21 protein-coding genes, 5 tRNA genes and 1 other RNA gene are annotated in these 19,798 nt (G+C 60.5%); 22 read left to right on the top strand and 5 right to left on the bottom strand.

Annotated features, from left to right (window positions below; genetic code table 11):
* Positions 1–2 precede the first annotated feature (2 nt).
* From SPITH_RS11670 to SPITH_RS11600, 16 genes are all read left to right on the top strand, one after another.
* Positions 3–680: an ABC transporter ATP-binding protein gene (locus tag SPITH_RS11670; protein WP_014625843.1), complete on the top strand. Its 678-nt coding sequence runs from the start codon at positions 3–5 to the stop codon at positions 678–680.
* On the top strand, positions 667–1,869 hold the full coding sequence (locus tag SPITH_RS11665) for an ABC transporter permease (protein WP_014625842.1): 1,203 nt from the start codon (positions 667–669) through the stop codon (positions 1,867–1,869). Before SPITH_RS11670 ends, SPITH_RS11665 begins: the two co-directional genes overlap by 14 nt.
* A gap of 9 nt (positions 1,870–1,878) precedes the next feature.
* Positions 1,879–3,108 (top strand): ABC transporter permease, encoded by a 1,230-nt coding sequence (locus SPITH_RS11660; protein ID WP_014625841.1) that lies wholly within the window; start codon positions 1,879–1,881, stop codon positions 3,106–3,108.
* A gap of 44 nt (positions 3,109–3,152) precedes the next feature.
* Positions 3,153–3,653: a hypothetical protein gene (locus tag SPITH_RS11655; protein WP_245523402.1), complete on the top strand. Its 501-nt coding sequence runs from the start codon at positions 3,153–3,155 to the stop codon at positions 3,651–3,653.
* Between the two features lie 70 nt (positions 3,654–3,723).
* Positions 3,724–3,808: transfer RNA gene (locus tag SPITH_RS11650), tRNA-Ser, on the top strand.
* 15 nt (positions 3,809–3,823) lie between these two features.
* A tRNA-Ser gene (locus SPITH_RS11645) sits at positions 3,824–3,912 on the top strand.
* Between the two features lie 17 nt (positions 3,913–3,929).
* Positions 3,930–4,003 (top strand) — tRNA-Arg (locus SPITH_RS11640).
* Between the two features lie 16 nt (positions 4,004–4,019).
* A tRNA-Ser gene (locus SPITH_RS11635) sits at positions 4,020–4,107 on the top strand.
* A 145-nt stretch (positions 4,108–4,252) separates the two neighbouring features.
* Positions 4,253–4,340 (top strand) — tRNA-Ser (locus SPITH_RS11630).
* A 6-nt stretch (positions 4,341–4,346) separates the two neighbouring features.
* Positions 4,347–4,444, top strand: an RNA gene (ffs, locus tag SPITH_RS12045) — signal recognition particle sRNA small type.
* Positions 4,445–4,515: 71 nt separating this feature from the next.
* Positions 4,516–5,658 carry a cation:proton antiporter gene (locus SPITH_RS11625; protein WP_014625839.1) on the top strand — a complete coding sequence of 381 codons (1,143 nt, stop codon included), beginning with the start codon at positions 4,516–4,518 and terminating at the stop codon, positions 5,656–5,658.
* A gap of 52 nt (positions 5,659–5,710) precedes the next feature.
* A complete protein-coding gene (locus SPITH_RS11620; protein WP_014625838.1) occupies positions 5,711–6,547 on the top strand; it encodes a PTS sugar transporter subunit IIA in 837 nt (278 codons plus the stop codon).
* Between the two features lie 11 nt (positions 6,548–6,558).
* The gene (dnaX, locus tag SPITH_RS11615) at positions 6,559–8,091 is read left to right on the top strand and encodes a DNA polymerase III subunit gamma/tau (protein ID WP_014625837.1); all 1,533 of its coding nucleotides are present in this window, start codon (positions 6,559–6,561) and stop codon (positions 8,089–8,091) included.
* Between the two features lie 9 nt (positions 8,092–8,100).
* The gene (locus SPITH_RS11610) at positions 8,101–8,406 is read left to right on the top strand and encodes a YbaB/EbfC family nucleoid-associated protein (RefSeq protein ID WP_014625836.1); all 306 of its coding nucleotides are present in this window, start codon (positions 8,101–8,103) and stop codon (positions 8,404–8,406) included.
* Entirely contained in the window at positions 8,403–9,011 is a 609-nt protein-coding gene (recR, locus tag SPITH_RS11605; RefSeq protein ID WP_014625835.1) for a recombination mediator RecR, read from the top strand. The genes SPITH_RS11610 and recR overlap by 4 nt, the downstream gene beginning before the upstream one ends.
* Entirely contained in the window at positions 9,008–10,039 is a 1,032-nt protein-coding gene (locus tag SPITH_RS11600; protein ID WP_014625834.1) for an NAD-dependent epimerase/dehydratase family protein, read from the top strand. Before recR ends, SPITH_RS11600 begins: the two co-directional genes overlap by 4 nt.
* Here SPITH_RS11600 and SPITH_RS11595 read toward each other — a convergent pair.
* The 4 genes from SPITH_RS11595 to SPITH_RS11580 are packed head-to-tail and all read right to left on the bottom strand — an operon-like array spanning position 10,023 to position 14,087.
* A complete protein-coding gene (locus SPITH_RS11595) occupies positions 10,023–11,162 on the bottom strand; it encodes a DUF8084 family protein (protein WP_245523401.1) in 1,140 nt (379 codons plus the stop codon). The genes SPITH_RS11600 and SPITH_RS11595 overlap by 17 nt on opposite strands.
* Positions 11,163–11,196: 34 nt before the next feature.
* Positions 11,197–11,778, bottom strand: a complete 582-nt coding sequence (locus SPITH_RS11590) for an ATP-binding protein (protein WP_014625832.1) — start codon at positions 11,776–11,778, stop codon at positions 11,197–11,199.
* A gap of 19 nt (positions 11,779–11,797) precedes the next feature.
* On the bottom strand, positions 11,798–12,130 hold the full coding sequence (locus tag SPITH_RS11585) for an STAS domain-containing protein (protein ID WP_013314994.1): 333 nt from the start codon (positions 12,128–12,130) through the stop codon (positions 11,798–11,800).
* A 37-nt stretch (positions 12,131–12,167) separates the two neighbouring features.
* Positions 12,168–14,087 (bottom strand): PP2C family protein-serine/threonine phosphatase, encoded by a 1,920-nt coding sequence (locus tag SPITH_RS11580; protein WP_014625831.1) that lies wholly within the window; start codon positions 14,085–14,087, stop codon positions 12,168–12,170.
* Positions 14,088–14,397: 310 nt separating this feature from the next.
* On the opposite strand from SPITH_RS11580, the gene SPITH_RS11575 reads away from it, so the two are divergent.
* From SPITH_RS11575 to deoD, 5 genes are read left to right on the top strand one after another with little or no spacing between them, the layout of a single operon-like run.
* On the top strand, positions 14,398–14,853 hold the full coding sequence (locus SPITH_RS11575; protein WP_014625830.1) for a hypothetical protein: 456 nt from the start codon (positions 14,398–14,400) through the stop codon (positions 14,851–14,853).
* Positions 14,850–15,860, top strand: coding sequence for a FecR domain-containing protein (locus SPITH_RS12875; RefSeq protein WP_014625829.1), 1,011 nt, complete (start codon positions 14,850–14,852; stop codon positions 15,858–15,860). Before SPITH_RS11575 ends, SPITH_RS12875 begins: the two co-directional genes overlap by 4 nt.
* A 42-nt stretch (positions 15,861–15,902) precedes the next feature.
* Entirely contained in the window at positions 15,903–16,301 is a 399-nt protein-coding gene (locus SPITH_RS11565) for a hypothetical protein (RefSeq protein ID WP_014625828.1), read from the top strand.
* Positions 16,301–17,179, top strand: coding sequence for a lipoate--protein ligase family protein (locus SPITH_RS11560; protein WP_014625827.1), 879 nt, complete (start codon positions 16,301–16,303; stop codon positions 17,177–17,179). Before SPITH_RS11565 ends, SPITH_RS11560 begins: the two co-directional genes overlap by 1 nt.
* Positions 17,176–17,895, top strand: a complete 720-nt coding sequence (gene deoD / locus SPITH_RS11555) for a purine-nucleoside phosphorylase (protein ID WP_014625826.1) — start codon at positions 17,176–17,178, stop codon at positions 17,893–17,895. The genes SPITH_RS11560 and deoD overlap by 4 nt, the downstream gene beginning before the upstream one ends.
* Positions 17,896–17,916: 21 nt before the next feature.
* On the opposite strand, the gene SPITH_RS11550 is transcribed toward deoD, so the two are convergent.
* Positions 17,917–19,332 (bottom strand): MGH1-like glycoside hydrolase domain-containing protein, encoded by a 1,416-nt coding sequence (locus tag SPITH_RS11550; protein WP_014625825.1) that lies wholly within the window; start codon positions 19,330–19,332, stop codon positions 17,917–17,919.
* A 177-nt stretch (positions 19,333–19,509) separates the two neighbouring features.
* Between SPITH_RS11550 and gatC the strand changes: the two genes are divergently transcribed.
* A complete protein-coding gene (gene gatC / locus SPITH_RS11545; protein WP_014625824.1) occupies positions 19,510–19,788 on the top strand; it encodes an Asp-tRNA(Asn)/Glu-tRNA(Gln) amidotransferase subunit GatC in 279 nt (92 codons plus the stop codon).
* Positions 19,789–19,798 lie beyond the last annotated feature (10 nt).

Raw genomic sequence — 19,798 nt, 5'->3', positions numbered from 1 at the left:
ACATGGCGCTCGTAGAGCTTTACGAGGTGCACAAGGACTATCACCTTGGAAGGACGGTGGTGCATGCACTGAGGGGAGTGACTCTGGAGATCGCCCAGGGGGAGTTCGTGGCCCTGATGGGTCCCTCCGGATGCGGGAAGACCACCCTTCTCAACATCGTGGGGTGTATCGATAGACCCACCTCGGGACGTGTGTTGTTTGACGGCACCGACGTGGCGGGGCTCTCGGACGACGAGGAGGCTCGGATGAGGAGGGAGCACATAGGATTCATCTTTCAGAGTTTCAACCTCATACCGGTGCTCACCGTGGCGGAGAACGTGGAGATCCCCCTCGTGCTCGAGAGACGGCCGAGGGATGAGAGGAAGAGGAGGGTCGAGGAGCTCCTCGCCCTCGTGGGACTTTCCGAGTACGCCTCCCACCGGCCGGACGAGCTTTCTGGGGGACAGCGGCAGCGGGTGGCGATCGCCAGGGCGCTCGTCCACAACCCCCGTCTCGTCATCGCAGACGAGCCCACGGCCAATCTCGATTCCGAGACCGGAAAGGGGATTCTCGAAGAGATGCGTCGTCTTAACCGGGAGGAGGGGGTGACCTTCATCTTTTCGACGCATGACCACGAGGTCATGCGGTTCGCGGAAAGGGTCGTTCACCTGAAGGACGGGAGGATCCATGATGTTCCTTAAGATGGCGGCGCTCTCGCTCCTGCGGCACAAGAGGCGCACCGTGCTCATCGTCGCGGCGGTGGCCATCGCTGTGGCCGCCCTCCAGGTGTTGGGGGGAATGCTGGAAGGAATGCGGGTGAGGTTCTTCGCCTCTCTCACCGAGGAGACCGGACATCTGCAGATGACCGGGAAAGGGTACCGGGAATCGCTCAATCCGTATGATCTTTCGATCCTCGTGTCTCCGGATATCATGCCCGCTCTTGAGAGGAAGGCGGGTGTGGTTCGGGCCGAGGCTATGATCCGTTTTGGGGCTGTGCTCATCGGTAGCGAGGGAAGGCACGTGATGGTGGAAGGGGTGGGGCTCGATCCCGGCACAGGGTTCTATCCTCGGGTGAGGGAAGACCTGGAGGGACGTTTCCTCTCCAGGAAGACCGGGGTGGTGATCTCCAGGCGGATGGCCCGTCTTTTGTGGGTGGGGCGGGGGGACGAGGTCTTCCTCCTCTCCGAAGGGCCGCTCGGTGAGCCGTACTATCTCGCCTTCGTGGTGGAGGGGCTCTTCTCCACGGACTCCACCTCCTTTGACGAGCGGATGGTCTTCGTTTCGCGGGAGGCGGCCCAGGAACTCCTTGGGATCTCCGAGGTGACCGAGATTCGTGTGGTCTGCGACAGTCCTGAGCATGCGGATGCTGTGAAGGCCGAGATTGCTCCCTTGTTGGAGCAGTGGGGTGCCGAGGTGTGGACCTGGAAGGAACTCCAGGGATCACTCGTGGTCTTCATCACGCTCTTCGATATCTTCGTGCTTTTCATGAACCTCACGGTACTGGTGGTAGGGGCCTCCCTTGTGGTCAACGCGGTACTCATGAATGCCTTCGACAGGATACGCGAGTTCGGCACGCTCAGGGCCATAGGCCTCACCAGGAGGGGGCTCGTGGGGATCATCGCTCTCGAGGGGCTCTTCTACGGGATTACCGGGACGTTCCTCGGGATGGGAGTCGGTGTGCCCGTGGTACTCTACTTTGCTGCACATCCCATCTCGTCCATGGAGGGGCTCTCCGAAGTCCTCGTCGGGGGGAGCTATACCTTCGCCCTCACCGCTCAGAATGCGGCCCTCGACATGGCGAGTGGCCTGCTTCTCGCCGTGCTCTCGGCCCTCTATGCAGCAGGTGTGGTGGCGAGGAAGGGCGTGTACGAAGCCCTCACACACGTATAGGAGGGGATCATGTACCTCATGTGGCTCGGCTACCGGAATGTGCTTCGAAACAGGAGGAGGAGCATCCTCATGCTCTTCGGTCTCTCCATTGGGACCGCCCTTCTCATCTTCGGGATGGGGTGGGTGAGGGGCTACTTCACCACCGTATACAGGAATATCATCGATTTCGACACCGGACACATCCAGGTCTACCATCCCACCTTCCTGGAGGAGGAGGTGCGCACCCCCTTGGAGTATTCGATCGAGGACTACCACGAGTGGAGATCTCGCCTCGCATCTCTCCCCGGAGTGGCGGTGACGGCGGGGAGGATCGAAGTCCCTGCACGGCTCTCATGGAGGGGGAGGCAGGTGTACGTGCGCCTGAGGGGGATAGACCCCCCGGAGGAGGCCCGCCTCACTACCATAGAGGGGGCAGTGGTGGAGGGAGCCTTCCTCGAGGGAGTATCCGGTCTCCTTCTGGGAAAGGAGCTTGCGGATCGACTCGGTGTGGGTGTGGGGGATCCCATCGCAGTGAGGGTGATGGACCGTTATGGGGTGGAGAACGTGGATGTGTTTCCGGTGCAGGGGCTGTTCTCCTTCGGGTATCCGGTCATGGACAGGAACATGGCCTTCATGGATCTCGAGAGCCTCCAGCGACTCCTGGATATAGGGGATGGCGTCACGCACCTGGTGATCCGGCTCGAATCTTCCCTCCCGCTCGAGAAGGGATTCCTGCTCGTGTCCTCTACCCTGGAGGGGACTCCCTATCGTGCCTATCGCTGGGAGGAGTTCGCCAAGGCCCTTGTGGCCGCGGTACAGGCGGATTCCGGATCCTTTGTGGTGTTCCTTGTGATCCTCTTCATCCTCACAGGGGCGAATATCCTCAATTCGTTTTCCATGTCGGTGTACGAACGAACGAGAGAGTTTGCCACGCTCAGGGCCATTGGGATGCGGCGGGCTACGCTCCAGGGTATGATCCTGTCGGAGGCGTCGGTGCTTGCGGTTGCAGGGACGATTCTGGGATGGATCCTGAGTGCCGGGGTGGTCTGGTACCTCAGCACGCAGGGGCTCGATGTTTCGAAGTATCTTCCCTCGGATCTTCCCATGCCGTTCGGTACCCGGTTCTATGGGGACTACAGGTGGTATGATTTCCTCATCGCAGGAGGATTCACCTTCCTCCTTTCATGGTTGGCCGCCGTGCTCCCCTCTCGTCGGGCTTCTCGTTTGGTGATCGCCGAGGCGCTTCGTGAGGTGAGATGATGCGGGCGTGGAACCGAGGGGGAAAAAGGAGTATAGTTAAGGGTATGAGACGGTGGTTGGTCTTTTTCCTCCTCTGCGGAGGGGTGTTGTGGGGGGGGGAGCCCGAGAGGAGCCTCGACCTATGGATGGGGCTCTCCTCCTCTCTCGCGTATTTCCCCTTCATCAAAGAAGATGCTCGCTCCTTGGTGCCGATCGCCTTTTCCTCCCTGGACTTCGGTGGCGACCTCGAGGTAGGGCTCTCCTCTTGGTTCGGAAGCTATGCGAGGGCCCGCGTGGGGCTCTATCCGCTGCTCCCCTTCTACGAGATGAGTCCACTGTGGATCCAATCTTCCTTGGGAGTCCGATTCCAGCTCTGGAAAGTGCTCGCCCTCGATCTGGGAGCAGGATTCCGCTTCCACCACAACCAGGGGATCTTTTCCGGGGTGGTCGGTGAAGCGGCCCTCATGTGGCGGAACATCTCCCTCGAGCTCGTGGGGGTCTGGCAGGAGACGCCGTATCTCTCGCTGGGGATGAGATATACATTTCAAGACATAATAAGGTTTTAGATGTTGTCCTGTTTCGATGGGGCATGTTGACAAGGTGGGGACGATTCACTATAGTTATATACCACGTCGAGGAGAGGTGTCCGAGCGGTTTAAGGAGGCGGTCTTGAAAACCGTTGAGCCGTAAGGCTCCGTGGGTTCGAATCCCACCCTCTCCGGTTGTGGGAAAATGTGGAGAGGTGCGAGAGTGGTCGAATCGGGCTCCCTGCTAAGGAGTTGTACCCTTAACCGGGTACCGAGGGTTCGAATCCCTCCCTCTCCGCCTATCGTTTCACATATGTGCCCATAGCTCAGCTGGATAGAGCGTTAGATTGCGGATCTAAAGGTCAGAGGTTCGAGTCCTCTTGGGCACATATGTCTTTTTGATCTGGAGAGGTGCGAGAGTGGTTGAATCGGGCGGACTCGAAATCCGTTGTACCGCGCTGCGGTACCGAGGGTTCGAATCCCTCCCTCTCCGGACCGGCTGCCGTGAGGCAGCCGTTTTTTTCTCACCGTGTGGAAAACTTGGGGAAAGCGGGGATACATCGAGGGAATTTCCTGTGGACTCCTCGTATACTCTCTCCTTGATCTTCCCCTGCAAGTTGGGTATAGTGAGTTTCCGTGGAGAGATGACCGAGTGGCCGAAGGTGCACGCTTGGAAAGCGTGTGTACCCTAACCGGGTACCGGGGGTTCGAATCCCCCTCTCTCCGCCTACCTGTCAGGCCCTGTATGACGTGAGCGCTCCGAACCCCGTCAGGTCCGGGAGGAAGCAGCGGTAGGAGCTGCTCCCGTGTGTACGGTACGCCTGGCAGGTTTTTTTTGCCTCCTTCACTTTCCCCGCCCTTTTCTTTTACGATAGGGGAAACGAGTGGGGAGTATACGCGGATGATCCACGAACACGTCCTGTTCCACCTCGCCGTGATCCTGGTGCTCGCGAAGTACGGATCGGCTCTCTTCGTGAGGCTCAAACTCCCTCCTGTTCTCGGCATGCTCCTCGCGGGTCTCCTCCTCGGTCCCTCGGGGCTCCATCTCCTGGAGGCCGATGTGGCCATACAGTGGTTGGCGAGGCTCGGTGTGATCTTCCTGCTTTTCGCCGCAGGACTCGAGACCGATCTCGATCAGATGCGCCAGCAGGGAAGGATCTCCGTGCTCGTGGCCCTGGGGGGGGTGTTGCTCCCTTTCCTGGCCGGCATGGGGCTCGAATTCGCCTACGGGGCTTCCTCGGCGAAGGCGGCGGTGATGGGGACCATGCTCACGGCCACGAGCGTGAGTGTGACGGTGATGGCCCTCATCGATCTCAAACGGCTCCGTTCTCCCGAGGGGACCACCATCCTTTCCGCCGCGGTGATCGACGACGTGATCGGGTTCCTCCTCCTCACCTTTTCGTTCGCCATCTATGGAGGGGGGGAGCACATCCTCTGGGTGATCGCGAAGGTGGTCCTCTATTTCGGGGTCACCTTTCTGGTGGGGAGCTTCCTCTTCCGGCCCTTCATGGAACTCTCCAGGAGGATTCACATCGAGAAGGCGGTCGTTTCCATGGGGATCGCCCTGTGCTTCATCTTCGCCTGGGCGGCGGAACAGGTGGGTGTCGCGGAGATCACGGGTGCCTATCTCGCCGGACTCTATCTCAGTCAGACCGAGTTCAGGCGCACCATCCTCGAGGGAATCGAGGATCTCGGACAGAGCTTCTTCGTCTCGATATTCTTCATCACCATAGGGCTCGAGACCTACATCGAGGGGATCTCGGGCGATCCGGTCTACATCGTGCTCCTCGCCTCCATCGCCCTCTTCACCAAGCTCATAGGGGCTGGAAGCGGTGCGCTCCTGGGGGGATTCTCCCCGATCCAGGCCCTACGCGTGGGGGTGGGGATGATCCCCAGAGGGGAGGTGGCCCTCATCGTGGCCTCCATGGCCATGGACAGGGGGATCTTCTCCCACGTGGAGTTCTCGCTCACCGTGCTGGTGGTGGTGATCACTGCACTCATACCCCCGCCGGTCCTCAAACTCTCGTATCGGGGCTCGGCATGAGATTGAATTTTTTTCTCCCAGGAGGGAAAATGAAACCTCGAAGGAGGGGGCCATGTATGTGATCGACTATCTCAAGCCCGAGGGGATCTTCCTCAACATGAAGGCCTACAAGAAGAAGGAGGAACTCTTCAAAATACTGGTGCGCAGAGCGTGCGAAGTGGGTCTCGTGCCGGGAGAGATGGAGGAGCCGGTGCTGAACGAGCTCCTCGCGAGAGAGGCGCAGAGCACCACGGGAATAGGAGAGGGAATCGCCATCCCCCATTGCAAGATGGAGGGACTCCCCCATGCGGTCATCATCGCAGCCACCATACCCGAGGGGATGAAGTACGGGAGCGTGGATGGAAAACCGGTCCGTCTCCTCTTCAGCTTTCTCTTTCCTGCGGATCAGGGGACCCAGTATCTCCAAGTGCTCGCGAAACTCTCCCGCATCCTCAAGGAGGAGGCCCTCAGAAACAGGCTGATCCTCTCCTCTTCCCCGGAGGAGTTCCGTAACATCCTCGCGCAGGCTGATGTGGTTCCCCTCGTGAAGGAGGGGAAGGCGGCGAAAATCGTCTTCCTCCTCTGTATCAACGAGGAAGGGAAGGAGCAGGAAGTCTCTTCCAGTCTGGTGGAGGTGGGGGCTCAAACGACCGTGATCCTGGAGACAGAGACCCTTCAGAAGAAGCTCCTCTACGACATACCCATCTTCGCGGGGGTGAAGTTCTTCCACTCCCGTACTCCTTATTCCAAGACCTACATGGGGATACTCTCCAGTGTGGAACAGGCCGACTATCTCGCAGACCTCCTCAAGAAACAGGGGATAGATCTCACCAGCCCGGGCTCCGGATTCCTGGTGGCCTTCGAAGCGGGAAAGGTGATAGGAGGGATCCCGGAGGAACTCGATGTGTAGGGGAGGTGTTCATGTCCTTTGAGGTGACCGCCAACAGGCGAAGGCCGCAGACGTTCAAGGATCTCAAGGGCCAGGAGTTCGTGGTCTCCACCCTCACCAATGCGTTGAAGGCGGGGCGTGTGGCTCACGCGTACCTCTTCTCGGGACCTCGCGGGGTGGGAAAGACGTCCGCAGCCAGGATACTGGCGAAGGCTCTCAACTGTGAGCAGGGCGTGACTCCCGAACCGTGCGGGACGTGCACCAGCTGCAAAGAGATCTCCCAGGGTACCGCCATCGATGTGATCGAGATCGATGGTGCTTCCAACACGTCGGTGAACGACGTCAGGGTGATACGTGAGGAGGTCCTCTTCGCCCCCGGCAAGGCGCGCTACAAGGTGTACATCATCGACGAGGTGCACATGCTCTCCAACAGCGCCTTCAACGCCCTCCTCAAGACCATAGAAGAGCCGCCTCCCTACGTGGTCTTCATCTTCGCGACCACCGAACTCCAGAGGGTGCCTGCAACCATCCGATCGAGGTGTCAGCAGTATCATTTCCGGCTCATCTCTCCAGAGGTGATAGCGAGCCTCCTCAGAGAGGCGGCCTCGGAGATGCAGGTGGAGGTCGAGGAGGAGGCTCTTTCCTGGATCGCAAAGGAAGCCGACGGATCCTTGCGCGATGCCTACACCCTCTTCGACCAGGTGGTCTCCTTTTCCGAGGGGAGGCTGTCGTACGCCCTCATCCAGGAGAAGCTGGGTCTCGTGGGGTTCGAACGCCTCCAGGCAGTGGTCGAGGCCTGTGTGAGGGAAGAGGTGAAAGGCGCTCTCGATCTCGTCCATGAAATCCTGATGTCCGGGGTGTCGGTCGAGCAGTGCGTGGTGGATCTTGCCGAGTACTTTCGGGCGCTCACCCTGGTTGAGGCCGGCATCGAACGGGAGAGCATTCTGGGGGTCGCACCCTCGCGGTTCTCGAAATCGGTGCGTACGGCCTTTTCTCCCGCCCAGCTCGAGCGGGCGATGGAACTGATCCTGGAGACGTATCGCAACATACGATATTCCCTCAACCAGCGGTATGATCTCGAACTCCTCGTCTCCCGACTCGCCCACCTTCGCAGGTGGGTCTCTTCCGAGGATCTGGTCTCGAGACTCGAACGCCTGCGGGCGGGGCTCGTCGGAGGAGCGGTTCAGGCCTCTCCTCCTCCCCAGGGTGCGCCGGATTCCCGAGAGGAGGGTGCGGAACCCCGGTCCCCTGGAGAGATCAGGGAAGCGGTGCTCGCAAGGGCCCGCGCCCACTCCCCCACGCTCCAGGCGGCTCTTTCACAGGGGCAGTGGCGGATCCAGGGACGACGGGTGGAGATCCTGTTCTCTTCCAAGGCTCCCCTCGCCCTTTGCGAGGAACAGGTGGATGTCATAAAGAGATTGTTCGAGGAAGTGGCGGGGAGGGGTGTGGAGTGTGTCCTGGGACGGATACGAGAACAGGAGGACAGGAGCCCGGGGGAAGAACCTCAGATCGAGGAGCCGGTTGAACAGGTTCGGCGTATATTCAAAGGCGAGATCGTGAAGTGAGGAGTGAGTATGAACCCCTTTGATGTGCTGAAGCAGCTCCAGGACCTTCCGGAGCGGATGCAACGTATTCAGGAGACCCTCACCGAGCTTCGGGTGACCGGATCGGCCGGGGGAGGAATGGTGGAGGTGGAGGTGGGGGGTGATTTTTCCGTGCACCGTGTGAAGATCGATCCCGAAGCCGTGGATCCGAACGACGTGGCGCTTCTCGAGGACCTGGTGAAGGCCGCGCTCACCAATGCCCTGGGGAAACTCCGTACTGAGCTCGTTGGCAAGCTCCAGTCCGGGATCTTCCCTCCTCTCCTGGGGGGAGCATGAACTCCCTCGAGGTGCTCATCGGCCATCTCTCCCGTCTCCCGGGGGTGGGGAAGAAGAGTGCGAGCAGGATCGCCCATTGGTTGCTCAAGGCGGACAGGGCGTTCGTACAAGCCCTGGGTCGGCTCATCATGGAGCTCCCGGATCGCGTGAAGCGGTGCAGCCGGTGTGGCATGTACTCGGATGCGACTCTCTGCGAGATATGTAGTGACCCGGCACGTGACCATAGGACCATATGTGTGGTGGAACAGCCCTCTGATGTGTGGGCGATCGAAGCGACGCATACGTACAGGGGCCTCTATCACGTCCTGCACGGCGCCATCGCCCCCCTGGAGGGGGTTCGCCCCGAGGATCTCACCATCGATGCCCTCGTGAGACGCCTCGAGAGGGAACCGGTGGAAGAGGTGATCATCGCCACCAATCCCACGGTGGAGGGCGATACCACCGCCCTCTATCTCGTCAGGCTCCTCAAGGACTGGGGGGGGAAGGTCTCCCGTCTCGCACTGGGACTCCCGGTGGGTGGTGACCTCGAGTACGCCGACAGGGTCACGCTCGCGCGGGCGCTTGAGGGCCGTCAGCGCATTTCCTCCGGGGAGGGGGACGGATGAGGATCTTGTTCATAGGGGGAACAGGGAACATCTCTTCCGCCTGCGTGAGGGAGGCGCTCGGAAAGGGGGTGGAGACATGGATCCTCGTTCGGGGCTCGTCTGACCGCCTTGTGCCGGAGGGAGCCCGCGTACTCCTTGGGGACATCACGGACAAGGATTCGATACGGGATCTCCTCCGGCCCTATTCCTTCGATGTAGTGGTGGACTGGGTGGCCTATACGCCTCGCGATGTGGAGCGGGATCTCGAGCTCTTCGAGGGGAGGACGCAGCGGTACGTCTTCATAAGCTCTGCCTCCGTGTATCGGAGACCTGCACCCGGGGTGTTCCATCGGGAGAGCGACCCCCGCGGGAACCCCTTCTGGGACTACGCGAGGGAAAAGATCCGGGGAGAGGACCTCCTCCTCGAGGCGGCACCTTCCCGGGGGATCCAGCCGCTCATCGTGCGGCCCTCCCACACCATAGGGGAGGGATGGATTCCCACATCGTTCGGGTCGCGCGACTTTACGGTGCCCGCGCGTATCCTTCGCGGAAAGCCGATCGTGATCCACGATGATGGGCTCGCCCTCTGGACGCTCACCCATGCCGAGGACTTCGCGAGGGCCTTCGTCCCTCTCATCCTCAAACCCTCACTCCGTCATGCGGCCTATCACATCACCTCTCCCTTCGCCTATACCTGGGAGGAGATACACGAGCGGCTCGCGGAGGCCCTCGGAAAGCGCTCCCGGGTGGTCTACGTCCCCTCACGCCACATCGCCCGCCTCCTTCCCAGACAGGGGGCGAGTCTCATGGGGGACAAGCGGTACACCACCCTCTTCGATACCTCCCGTCTCAGGGAGGAGGTGCCCGACGTGCAATTCCGCATCCCTCTCGAGGAGATGATCTCCCGGTCGCTCGCGTGGTACGAGAGGCATCCGGAGAAGCAATGCATCGACTCCCGTCTGGATGAGGCTATCGACAGGCTCGTCGCCCTCCAGGATCGGGTGGAGTCCCTGTGGAAAGAGGGAGAGGGTGTCAGATCTGAAGGGTGAGAGTCACTGCTGCGGCGTCGTTCCGTGAGAGATGGGTGATGGTCGCGTCGAAGTGGATGGAGACGGCTTCGCATTCCTGCTTGAGCGACTGTATGTAGAATCCCGTCATGTCGATGGAGCCGAAGGGGATGTCCCCGCCCGAGGCGAGGTACTGCTCGAGGCTCTGCTCGGTGAGGGCCGCCTTGGTGTCGTGGAGGGACTCCTGGGTGAGGTGCGCCCGGTACTCCCGGTTGTACACCGAGATCTGAAACCGTACCGCAGACCCCTGCCGCGCCTCCACGGTCTTGAAGAGCCACATGACGTAGAGCTTCTGCTCCTCCTTCGACATGTGGGTGAGGACCATGTTGCGAAGCTTTTGATCGAAGAAGATCTGATCTATCTTGATTCCCGGGATGTTCTTTCTCGTGGCGAAGGAGTAGATGTTGGCGTTCTCGGTGTTCATGATGAGTTCGATGAGGGTGGCTCCGAGGAAGTCCCCGATCTTCGACCGTCTCACGTATTGGAGAATGAGATCGGAGACGGCGGTGTAGAGGCTCTTGTCGTCCCTGTCCTTGATGAAGGCGAAGAGATACCAGGTGAAGGGGGCCTGGTGGAGGAAGAATTCCCTCGCCACCTCTTTCTGGAGGGCGGCTTCCGGTGTCTCCGCCCCTTGCTCCTTCTCGACCGCGAAGTAGACCGGGGCGAGGAGGATGCCCTGGATCCTTTGGAACACCTCCCCATGGCTTTGGAGGAGCTGTTTCTGCGCAGCCTCGCTCACCACGGTGTTCTCGGTGATGGCCTTCTGCGGATTGGTCCTGTTCCAGTGGGCCACCATCCGGGACTTGAGGAGGACCCTCTTGAGGTCCTCGTTGAATCGTTCCTGGAGGAGGGCCCTGAAGAGCATGCGGTTGAGGGTGAGGATGTCGTCACGTCGGGAAAGGATATCGCTGTCCGAGGCCTCTATGCCGTCCACATAGTGTTTGGAGAGGAGCTGGGAGAGTGTCTGGGCATTGATCCCGTTCACCACGAGCCCGAAGGTTTCTCGTGTGTCGGCGAAGCGGATCTTCTGGAGGGGGCGTCTGTTCTGGAGAAAGAGGTTCACCCCCTCCGGACTGAGCGCGATCTTGAGTGGGATCTGAATCACACTTTTTTCGGATGGACTCTTCATCCCCTACCTTCTATATGGAAGCCATCTTCTGTATCTCTTCTATTGTAATCCCTCTATGTCGTTTTGGGAAGGTCTTGAGGACGGCGACGGCGTTCCGCTTTTCGTTGTAGACCATGCCTCCGTTCCAGTACTCGATGGCGGCGAAGAGGGCGTTCCCTCCGTCCATCTCGTCGCTCTCCTCGGTGCGAAAGGAGATATACTTCTCCAGGGTGTCGAAGTCCTGGCGGAGAAAGGCCTCGGTACGGATCCTGTGGAACTCGTTCCACTTTTCGAGGTTCTTGAACCCTTCGCCTTCATCCTCCACGATGAGGTGGGCGAGTTCCGGAGTGAACCGGTACCATACCTTCACCTTCTTGTTGATGTCGCCTTTGTTGCCGTGTTTGATGGCGTTGATGATGAGTTCGCTGATCTGCTGTTCGAGGAGGTTTACCTCGCGGATCTCGGGAGGGGCCTTCTGTACGATGAGGAGCGTGAAGTAGCGCACCTGTCTCAGATCGCTGGGGAATTCCTTGTAGAACATGCCTTTCCGGTCGAAGAGCGGACTGTTCTCGTCCACCACGAGCTGTCTGATCTCATAGTCCTTGTCTTCCATGGTCGATCCTCCTTCCTGGTTACATCTTCTGGATGGCTTCCTCGTCGGAGTTGGCGATGGGCAGGTATCCGATGAGCTTTGTGAGCTCTATCACCCTCCGGACGGAGCCGTTCACGTGGGTGAGGAAGAACTTTCTCCCCGCCTTCTTGAAGAGTGAGTTCGTATAGATGAGGACACCCACCCCACGGCTGTCGATATAGGGGACCTTGTTCATGTTGAGTATCATCTTCTGAGCCCCGGCGTTGAAGAGCCTGTCGATCTCCTGTTTGAGGGTGACGCAGCTGAAGACGTCGAGGTCACCCTCCAATTCGACGATGTACACATCGCCTTTCGTGTTCGTCTGTACCTTCATGTTCACCCCTCTCAAAGAGTATAGACGGATGAAAGTGTCATTCCACTTTCATCAGCAGGAACGTCTGGTCGTCGTGCTGCTTCGCCCTCCCCACGAAGGAGGAGAGGTCTTCCCTCACCTCCCTGGCGATCTCGTCGAGCGGTTTCTCCACGTTCCGGAGGAGTACCCGGAGGAACCGTTCCAGACCGTATTGTTCCCCTTCCATGTTCATGGCCTCGGTGATCCCGTCGGTGTAGAGGACCACTATGTCCTCTTTCTCGAGGGGGATGTGTTTTTTCTCATAGACCGTGTTGGGTTCTATGCCGATGGGAAGGCCTCTGGTGTCCACCCGGATCACCTTGCGTGCGGAGGGCCGCAGGATGAGCAGGGGGTGGTGGGCCGCGTTGGTGTACTCGAGGGTGCGGTTCTGTGCATCGTAGACGGCATAGGAGACAGTGGCGTAGTGGTCCATGCTGATCCGGCCGAAGAGACCTCGGTTGAGCCAGGTGATGGTTACGGCCGGATCCCGCTGCGGGGTGGCGATGAGGTGGAGGATCGAGTGGATCATCACCATGATGAGGGCAGCCGGGACGCCCTTGCCCGCGACGTCACACATGAAGAGCCCCAGTTTGTGCTCGTTGAGCGCGAAGATGTCGTAGTAGTCGCCGCTCACACCGTGGAGGGGAACGGAATACACGTTGAGGGAGACGCCCGGCATGGATGGCATGGATTGGGGGATGAGCTTCTGCTGGATCTCCGCGGCGATGTTCACCTCCCTCTCCATCTCGCGCTTCTCGATGAGTTCCAGGTAGGTGTACACCATGTCGATCATGAGTGATGCGTAGTCGGCGAATGTCTGGATGTGGGTGAAGTCGTTCTGAGTGAAGTAGCGGTTTCTCCTCCGCTTGGAGACCGAGAGGACGCCGAAGACCCTGTTGCTCGCAATGAGTGGAACCGAGATATAGGAGCTTATGTAGAGCAGGTCGTCGCCCCGGTTGTACTTGAGTCTCTCGTCCTGGGCCGAGTTGCGGATGAAGACGGGTTTCACCTCCCGGACGGTCTCTGCGAGCACGTTGTCACCCGCGATGGGAACCGGTTGGGATCTGAAGTACTCCTCGAAGGCACTCGATTTGGTCTTCACCATGGACGGTACGGGGAACGGAGGCGGGTAGAATCCCGAGACTGCACGCACTCTCAGGGACGAGGGGTCGTATTCGTCTACGATGAGGATGGCTGCGCCGTCGGCGTCGGTGTTTTGCATGGCTGATTCGGCCACGTATTGGAGGATCTCGTCCATGTTGAGCTCGGAGCGGGCTACGGTGGACACGCGACGCATGAAATCGAAAAGTCGCTCGATATCGGCGGTGAGGGCATCCACGTTGTGTTCCTGCTGGGAGAGGTAACGGTGGATGTAGTAGGAATAGAGGACGCCGAGGAAGAGAAGGGGGAAGAGGGGGATGTACTGGCCCACCCGTGTGGTGGAGTACCCGAAGAGAGAGAAGAGGAGCGGGGGGAGGCCGAAGACAGGGAGTGCGACGGGCCTGATCGCGATGATGTCCTCGGCCCCTTCGGTATTGTGTATGGTGATCTGGGAATACTCGACCATGAAGTAGATGGCGAGGAGGAGGAGGGGGACGACGGCGGTGAAGAACAGAAGGGGCTGGATGCCCGATATCTCGAGGACGGCGAGGAGGAGACCGAGGGTGAAGCCGACGGTGAAGACGGGGATATCGGCTTTACGGGGTCCGGAGTAGGCCCTGATCCAACGGACGAGGAGGAGAAAGGAGAGAAGGTCCACGAGGAGATTGATGCTCTGCCAGGGGAGGAACAGGATGAGGATGTCCCTCAGGAGGAAGAGGGCAGGGATGAGCAGGAGGGGCCTGAGGGCCCGATCGGGTATCCGTCTCGTCCAGTAGAACGAAAAGGCAAGGAGTATGATCTCGATGAAGATACGGAGCGTGTAGCCTGTTCCCAACATTACATTTCTCTTTCCAGCGGTCCAGCGGTGTCCTTATAGTCTAAAGAAGTATATGCTCATATACGGAACGCTGTCAATGAAGTTTTTCATGAACAGGGACACGGTGGTCGTGTGGGGGAGGGGGGGAACGTGCCGCTGAGTACGGCGCCTCCGCTTGGGGGGAGAAGTGTGAGGATCCGTACCGGTACGGGGCGGCCTCCCCTGAAACCAGGGGGTCGGGGGCGGAAGTCTCTTTTCGGGGACCTTGTGGGCTCCGGCCCTGGTAAGACTGAGGGTTTCGTGTCATAGTTATATACAGAAGGAGACGGTCATGCAACGATCGGTAGTATTGGTGGGGCTGGGGGCGCTGCTCTTGGCCGGATGTGTGACGGTGCCCTACACCCCGGATGAGGATGCGGTCTCCCGGGTCGTGGCGCTCATCGACGGGCACGACGTGGGGGCACTCATGGAGGTTTCGAGGGTCCCGTTCCTCTTCGAGTCGGAGATCCTCCTCCGGCCTGCGGACGTGGAGGGCCTCTGGAGGGGGTTCGCCGATGCAGGAGTGGTGATAGGTTCCTTTCGGATAAAGGAGGTGTTCCGCGTGTATGAGCGGAGGCCCGAATGGTCGGGGGTGGATATGGAGGTGGCGGCGTTCTTCTCACGGTACACCGACAGGGACACCACGTGTGTGATCCTTGAGACGGTCTACGGAGAGATCGCCTTTCTCCTTGGCCGCCCTGTACGGGGGGTGCCTCAGATCCTCGGGATGAGGGGCCCTGCGCTATGAAGCGGATTCTGGTCCTGGTCTGGCTTCTGTGTGGTCCTGTGCTCTTGGCTCAGGAGCTCACCGCGGTCTATGTGGAGGGCTGGGTGGACAAGAAGACGCGCGCGGGGACCCTGGAGGAGCTCTTCCTGGGGGATGTGCTTGGTGCCGGGGAGGGGGTGGTGACGGGTGCCGATGGATTCGCGGAGCTCGAGATGGAGGGGGGGACGGCGGTGAGGGTGGGGCCCAACTCGGTTTTCATGGTGGAGGAGATGCCGGCAGAGGAGGGGACGACCACGGGGTTCGCGGCGCTCGTGGGAGAGGTGGGGTACAAGTTCGGCGCGTTCACCGGGGCCGAGCCGCCGGTGCGGACCCAGAGCGCGGTGGCGGGGGTGAGGGGGACGGAGTTCGTGGTGTACGCGGGAGAGGACGGGAGTTCGGTGATCGCGGTGAGCAAGGGGGTGGTGGAGGTGGAGGCGCAGGGCGAACGGGTGGTGCTCCAGGAGGGGGAGGCGGTGGAGGTGCCGTTCGGTGCACCACCTTCCGAGAAGTTCTCCTATCACGGGAAGCCGCTCGATTTCTCGACGTGGAACGCAGAGCGGCTCGAGGCGATACTCGCCGATCCGGTAGGGGCGCTCCGGCGGGTGAGGGACCAGATCGCCTCTTTCATGGACAAGGCGGATCTGCTCGAGGAGGAGCAGGAGCGGATCAGGGCCGAGGTGGAGGCCCTCGGAGAGGAGTACGAGAGGATCAAGCAGGAGCAGGGGCTCGATGCGGCGCAGGCCTTTCGACGGGAGCGGATCGATCCTCTCACGGTGCAGGCGGCCTACCTTGGGTTCAACTACCGGTACTACGCCCTCTCGGCCCTGTCGATGAGGCGGTTCGTGGTGGCGCGGCTCTACGTGCCCCTGCGGACGAGGGCCTTTGCGGGGGGTGGGGCGGAGTGGGAGGCCTTCCTCGAGGCCTACCGGGCGTTCCTCGCCTTCTTCGAGGAGCGGGTGGTGCCGTACCTGGTGGAGGCGGATATCTAGCGGGCCGTCCGACCTGCGCATCTCTCGACGGAGGTGACGACGATGAAGGGACGATACCTCATACTCGGCGTGCTGATCCTCGCGATCCTCGGCGTGTTCGCCGGATGCGACCTCTTCGGAGGGATCTCGATAGAGGAGCGGGTGGCGATGTTCTTCGATGATGTGAACGATCATCCGGATGAGGTCTACACGAACTTCCACCCCGACGCCGATGCCTACGATGCGGTGAAGGATTATGAGAATACGCTGGGGCAGGTCCTCCCCTCGGGGCAGGGGTATACGTATCGGGATCTTTCGGTGGATGGGGATGTGGCGACCGCGGGGGTGTACGGCGGCTCGGGCTCGTATGAGTACACCGGGGAAGAGATTCGCTTCGGGATGAAGAAGGAGGGGCCCGACTGGTTCGTCTGGACGGTGACGTTCAAGGGATCCACGTACTGATGGTGCTCCTCTCCTCCTCCCGGGATGTCTTCCTGAACCTCGCGTACGAGCAGTACCTTCTCAGGGCGGGGAAGGAGGGGGTGCTTTTCCTCTACGTGAACGACCCGGCGGTGGTGGTGGGAAGGTTCCAGATCCCGTGGGCCGAGTGCCGGCCCGGGAGGCTGGAGGAGAGGGGGGTGGTGCTCGCGCGGAGGGATTCCGGGGGGGGGGCGGTCTTCCACGACGGGGGGAACCTGAACCTGGCGTGGGTGGGGCGGGCCGGGGAGCGGGGAGGGCTCGCGCGGTTTCTCGTGGGGGTGCTGGAGGGGATGGGGGTGCGGGTGGGGGTGGGGGAGCGGGGGGATCTGTGGCTCGAGGACGGGCGCAAGGTCTCCGGCGCGGCCTTCCGGATCACGGGGGGATGGAAGCTGGAGCACCACACCCTCCTGGTGGAGACGGATCCCGTGTGTGTGGAGGAGGCGCTTCGGCCGGTGCCGGGGAGGTTCGAGGGGAAGGGGGTGGGGTCGCGACGGGCGCGGGTGGGGAGGATAGGGGAGGTGGCGGGGTGCGGGCTGGTGGGGGTGCGGGAGAGGGTGGCTGCGTCCTGGGGAGGGGAGGTGCGGTGGGTGGGAGAGGAGGAGATGTGGATGGCGTGTGGGGAGGAGGTGGCGCGGCTTTCGAGCAGGGAGTGGGTGCTGGGGAAGTCGCCGGGGTTCGTGTGGGAGTGGGGGGGGATGCGGGTGCGTGTGGAGGGGGGGAGGGTGGTGGAGGGGGTGCCGGGGATGGAGGGGGAGTGGTTCGCGCCGGAGCGGGTGATGGGGGCGGTGGGGCTTGAGGAGACGGAGGCCGGCGGTGTAGGGTTCGGGAGGGAACGACGTTTCGAGAGGAGGGATCCATGAGTATCCATATAGGAGCGAAGGAAGGCGAGATCGCGGATGTGGTCCTCCTTCCCGGCGATCCGCTCAGGGCCCAGGAGATTGCCCAGCGGTTTCTCCACGACCCTGTGTGCTACAACAGGGTTCGGAACATGCTCGGCTTCACCGGTACCTGGAGAGGGATGAGGGTCTCGGTCCAGGGCACGGGGATGGGTATCCCCTCGATCTCCATCTATGTGGAGGAGCTCATCAGGGAGTATGGGGCCAAGATCCTCATGCGTGTGGGTACGTGTGGAAGCCTCCAGCGAGATGTGGGCCTCTACCACCTGGTGCTCGCACAGAGCGCCTCCTCCGATTCGAATGTGAATAGACGCCGGTTCCGCGGTCTCGACTTCGCGCCGTGGGCGGACTTCGATCTCCTTTCGACGGCTTTCCAGGTGGCACGGGAGAGAGGACTTCCCGTGCACGTGGGAGGTGTCATTTCCTCGGATACCTTCTATCAGCCCGATCCCGAGGAGTGGAAGCTGTGGGCACGGTACGGGGTCATGGCCGTAGAGATGGAGGCCTCCGGGCTCTACACCATCGCACTCAGGGAGGGGGTGAAGGCCCTCACCCTCCTCACGGTGAGCGACAGCCTCGTCACCGGAGAGCTCACGTCCGCTGAGGAACGGGAGAAGGGCATGCTCTCCATGGTGGAGGTGGCCCTCGAAACCGCCTCTCGGGTGAGAGAGGCCCTTTGACGGGCCTCTCGATCTCTTTTCCTAGATCTTGTCGATGAGGATGGAACACTTCCCCGAAGGGATGGGGAGGGTCTTCCTCTTCTTCCCCAAAATGTCGATGGTGAAGTAGTAGAGCTTCTCGGATTCGAGCCTCACTTCCCAGCCCATGTTGTTCTTGTTCGTGAGGATGGTGATGTAGTTTCTCTTGAGTGACAGGTTCTCGATGCCCATGATCTCCAGGGCAGGGATGATCCAGTCCACGGTTTTGCGCGGAAGGCTGATGGAGAGCCCTATCACGTTCTCGATCATGAGCGTGATGGTGGCGAGGGCGACATAGGGGAGGAAGTTCTTCCTCGGAAACTCGGGATGTCCCTCCCAGATGGCGGGTCCCTCTTTCGTGGGTTTGTAGGCCTCCCAGAGATCTCCTCTCGTCTTCTCGTCGGGGTAGAGGGTGTCGAGGATGAAGTAGAGATGGCGGAACGCCGCCTCCCGGGCGAGTTCGTAATGTTTGTAGAGTTCCAGCCCCTTGATCACCATGAAGGTGAAGCACGGGTAGACCGAACCACAGGGGCCGTTTCCCTCTTCCGAGAAGAGGGGATCGGAAGCGGAGATGGTGGGGAAGGGGTTGGGAGTGCCGAATTCCTTGGGGTCCCTGAGGTAGGAGATGAGTCGCTCGGCCCTCCCCTCGTTGGGGATCTGGGCCAGAAGGGTCCAGAAGGCGCCGAGGGTACGGTGGGGCAGCTGCCGCTGATCCTTGTCGAGGTCGTAGTAGAACCCCGTCTCCTCGTCCCACATGAGGTTGTTGATACGGGTTTTGAGTGCGAAGTAGTGCTTCCTGTAGAAAAAACTGAGTTCTTTGTCGTTGAGCAGGTCCCCCAGTTCCGCCATGTACCACGCGTTGAGGGCTGCGAGGGCGTTGAAGTCCACCGGGTAGTAGGCCTCTTTCCTGGAGGGGGTGGGAATCATCGTGGCGGAGAGGGGGGCGTGGTAGAGGCCTGAGTCGTCCTTGCAGGTGGCCTCGAGCCAGGTGAAGTACTTCTGGAGATAGGGCATCACCTCCTTGATTCGCTTCTTGTTCCCTATTTTGTGGTAGAGGTTGTGCTCGGTCCAGGCGAGGAGGGGTGGGGCGAGACCCTCGGGGTTGTCCGGTGTGAGAAAGGGGGCCCCTTCCTCCACATCGTAGTATGCCCTGATGGCGCCGTTCTCCTCCTGCTTGCGGTAGAGGTTGTCCATCTGGGGATGGGCCGGGTACTCGTTGTTGCTGTAGACCAGGAAGAAGGTGGAGAGGGCCGATTCGAAGAGGCTGAGCAGGTCGGCCTCGGGGTGGATGAAGAACTTCTTTGCCCACCCGTTCTGTCCCTGCTTCCAGAAGTCTGCAATGAGGGCCCATGTCTGGTTGTAGAGATCCACCAGGTCCTGATCGTAGAGGTGTACCTGAGGAAACTTGGAGTCTATCACTGCTGCTCCTGTGGTGGAAAGTAATGACGCACTATTGTATCATTTCCCCTGGATTCGTCAATTGATGTCGTGGTTGTTTATAGTGAAAACATAATGAATTATCCGGTTTCTGTCAATTTGGGGTGCATCGGTGAGCCTTGACGGATCCCCGAGTCGTATGTAAAAGTCTTTGCTGTTATGCAGAGAAAAGAACTCGAGATCACCGCCGAACTCGCCGCTCTCGAGCTTTCCGAGGAGGAGTTCTCCCGTCTCCAGGAAGAAGTGGAGCAGATGCTCCGTTATTTCGAAACGATGGATGAGTTGGAAGTGGAAGATGTGCCCCCGACCACCCACGCATTCATTCGAAAGAACAGACTCCGGAAGGACGTGTCCATTCCGTGGGAGAACCGTGATGTCCTCCTCGAGAACGCACCAGAGGTGGAGGACCGGTTCATCGTCATCCCGAATGTGCTGTAGGGGGCGACAT

This window comes from Spirochaeta thermophila DSM 6578, assembly GCF_000184345.1.
GTDB lineage: Bacteria > Spirochaetota > Spirochaetia > Winmispirales > Winmispiraceae > Winmispira > Winmispira thermophila.
The sequence above is the reverse complement of the archived record's forward strand: the minus strand, read 5'-3'. Positions and strand labels throughout refer to the sequence as shown.

Excerpts from the sequence above, each read along its gene's own strand:
- SPITH_RS11670 (WP_014625843.1), top strand. The coding sequence starts at position 3 with ATGGCGCTCGTAGAGCTTTACGAGGTGCACAAGGACTATCACCTTGGA.
- SPITH_RS11665 (WP_014625842.1), top strand. The coding sequence starts at position 667 with ATGATGTTCCTTAAGATGGCGGCGCTCTCGCTCCTGCGGCACAAGAGG.
- SPITH_RS11660 (WP_014625841.1), top strand. The coding sequence starts at position 1,879 with ATGTACCTCATGTGGCTCGGCTACCGGAATGTGCTTCGAAACAGGAGG.
- SPITH_RS11655 (WP_245523402.1), top strand. The coding sequence starts at position 3,153 with ATGAGACGGTGGTTGGTCTTTTTCCTCCTCTGCGGAGGGGTGTTGTGG.
- SPITH_RS11625 (WP_014625839.1), top strand. The coding sequence starts at position 4,516 with ATGATCCACGAACACGTCCTGTTCCACCTCGCCGTGATCCTGGTGCTC.
- SPITH_RS11620 (WP_014625838.1), top strand. The coding sequence starts at position 5,711 with ATGTATGTGATCGACTATCTCAAGCCCGAGGGGATCTTCCTCAACATG.
- dnaX (WP_014625837.1), top strand. The coding sequence starts at position 6,559 with ATGTCCTTTGAGGTGACCGCCAACAGGCGAAGGCCGCAGACGTTCAAG.
- SPITH_RS11610 (WP_014625836.1), top strand. The coding sequence starts at position 8,101 with ATGAACCCCTTTGATGTGCTGAAGCAGCTCCAGGACCTTCCGGAGCGG.
- recR (WP_014625835.1), top strand. The coding sequence starts at position 8,403 with ATGAACTCCCTCGAGGTGCTCATCGGCCATCTCTCCCGTCTCCCGGGG.
- SPITH_RS11600 (WP_014625834.1), top strand. The coding sequence starts at position 9,008 with ATGAGGATCTTGTTCATAGGGGGAACAGGGAACATCTCTTCCGCCTGC.
- SPITH_RS11590 (WP_014625832.1), bottom strand. The coding sequence starts at position 11,778 with ATGGAAGACAAGGACTATGAGATCAGACAGCTCGTGGTGGACGAGAAC.
- SPITH_RS11585 (WP_013314994.1), bottom strand. The coding sequence starts at position 12,130 with ATGAAGGTACAGACGAACACGAAAGGCGATGTGTACATCGTCGAATTG.
- SPITH_RS11580 (WP_014625831.1), bottom strand. The coding sequence starts at position 14,087 with ATGTTGGGAACAGGCTACACGCTCCGTATCTTCATCGAGATCATACTC.
- SPITH_RS11575 (WP_014625830.1), top strand. The coding sequence starts at position 14,398 with ATGCAACGATCGGTAGTATTGGTGGGGCTGGGGGCGCTGCTCTTGGCC.
- SPITH_RS12875 (WP_014625829.1), top strand. The coding sequence starts at position 14,850 with ATGAAGCGGATTCTGGTCCTGGTCTGGCTTCTGTGTGGTCCTGTGCTC.
- SPITH_RS11565 (WP_014625828.1), top strand. The coding sequence starts at position 15,903 with ATGAAGGGACGATACCTCATACTCGGCGTGCTGATCCTCGCGATCCTC.
- SPITH_RS11560 (WP_014625827.1), top strand. The coding sequence starts at position 16,301 with ATGGTGCTCCTCTCCTCCTCCCGGGATGTCTTCCTGAACCTCGCGTAC.
- deoD (WP_014625826.1), top strand. The coding sequence starts at position 17,176 with ATGAGTATCCATATAGGAGCGAAGGAAGGCGAGATCGCGGATGTGGTC.
- gatC (WP_014625824.1), top strand. The coding sequence starts at position 19,510 with ATGCAGAGAAAAGAACTCGAGATCACCGCCGAACTCGCCGCTCTCGAG.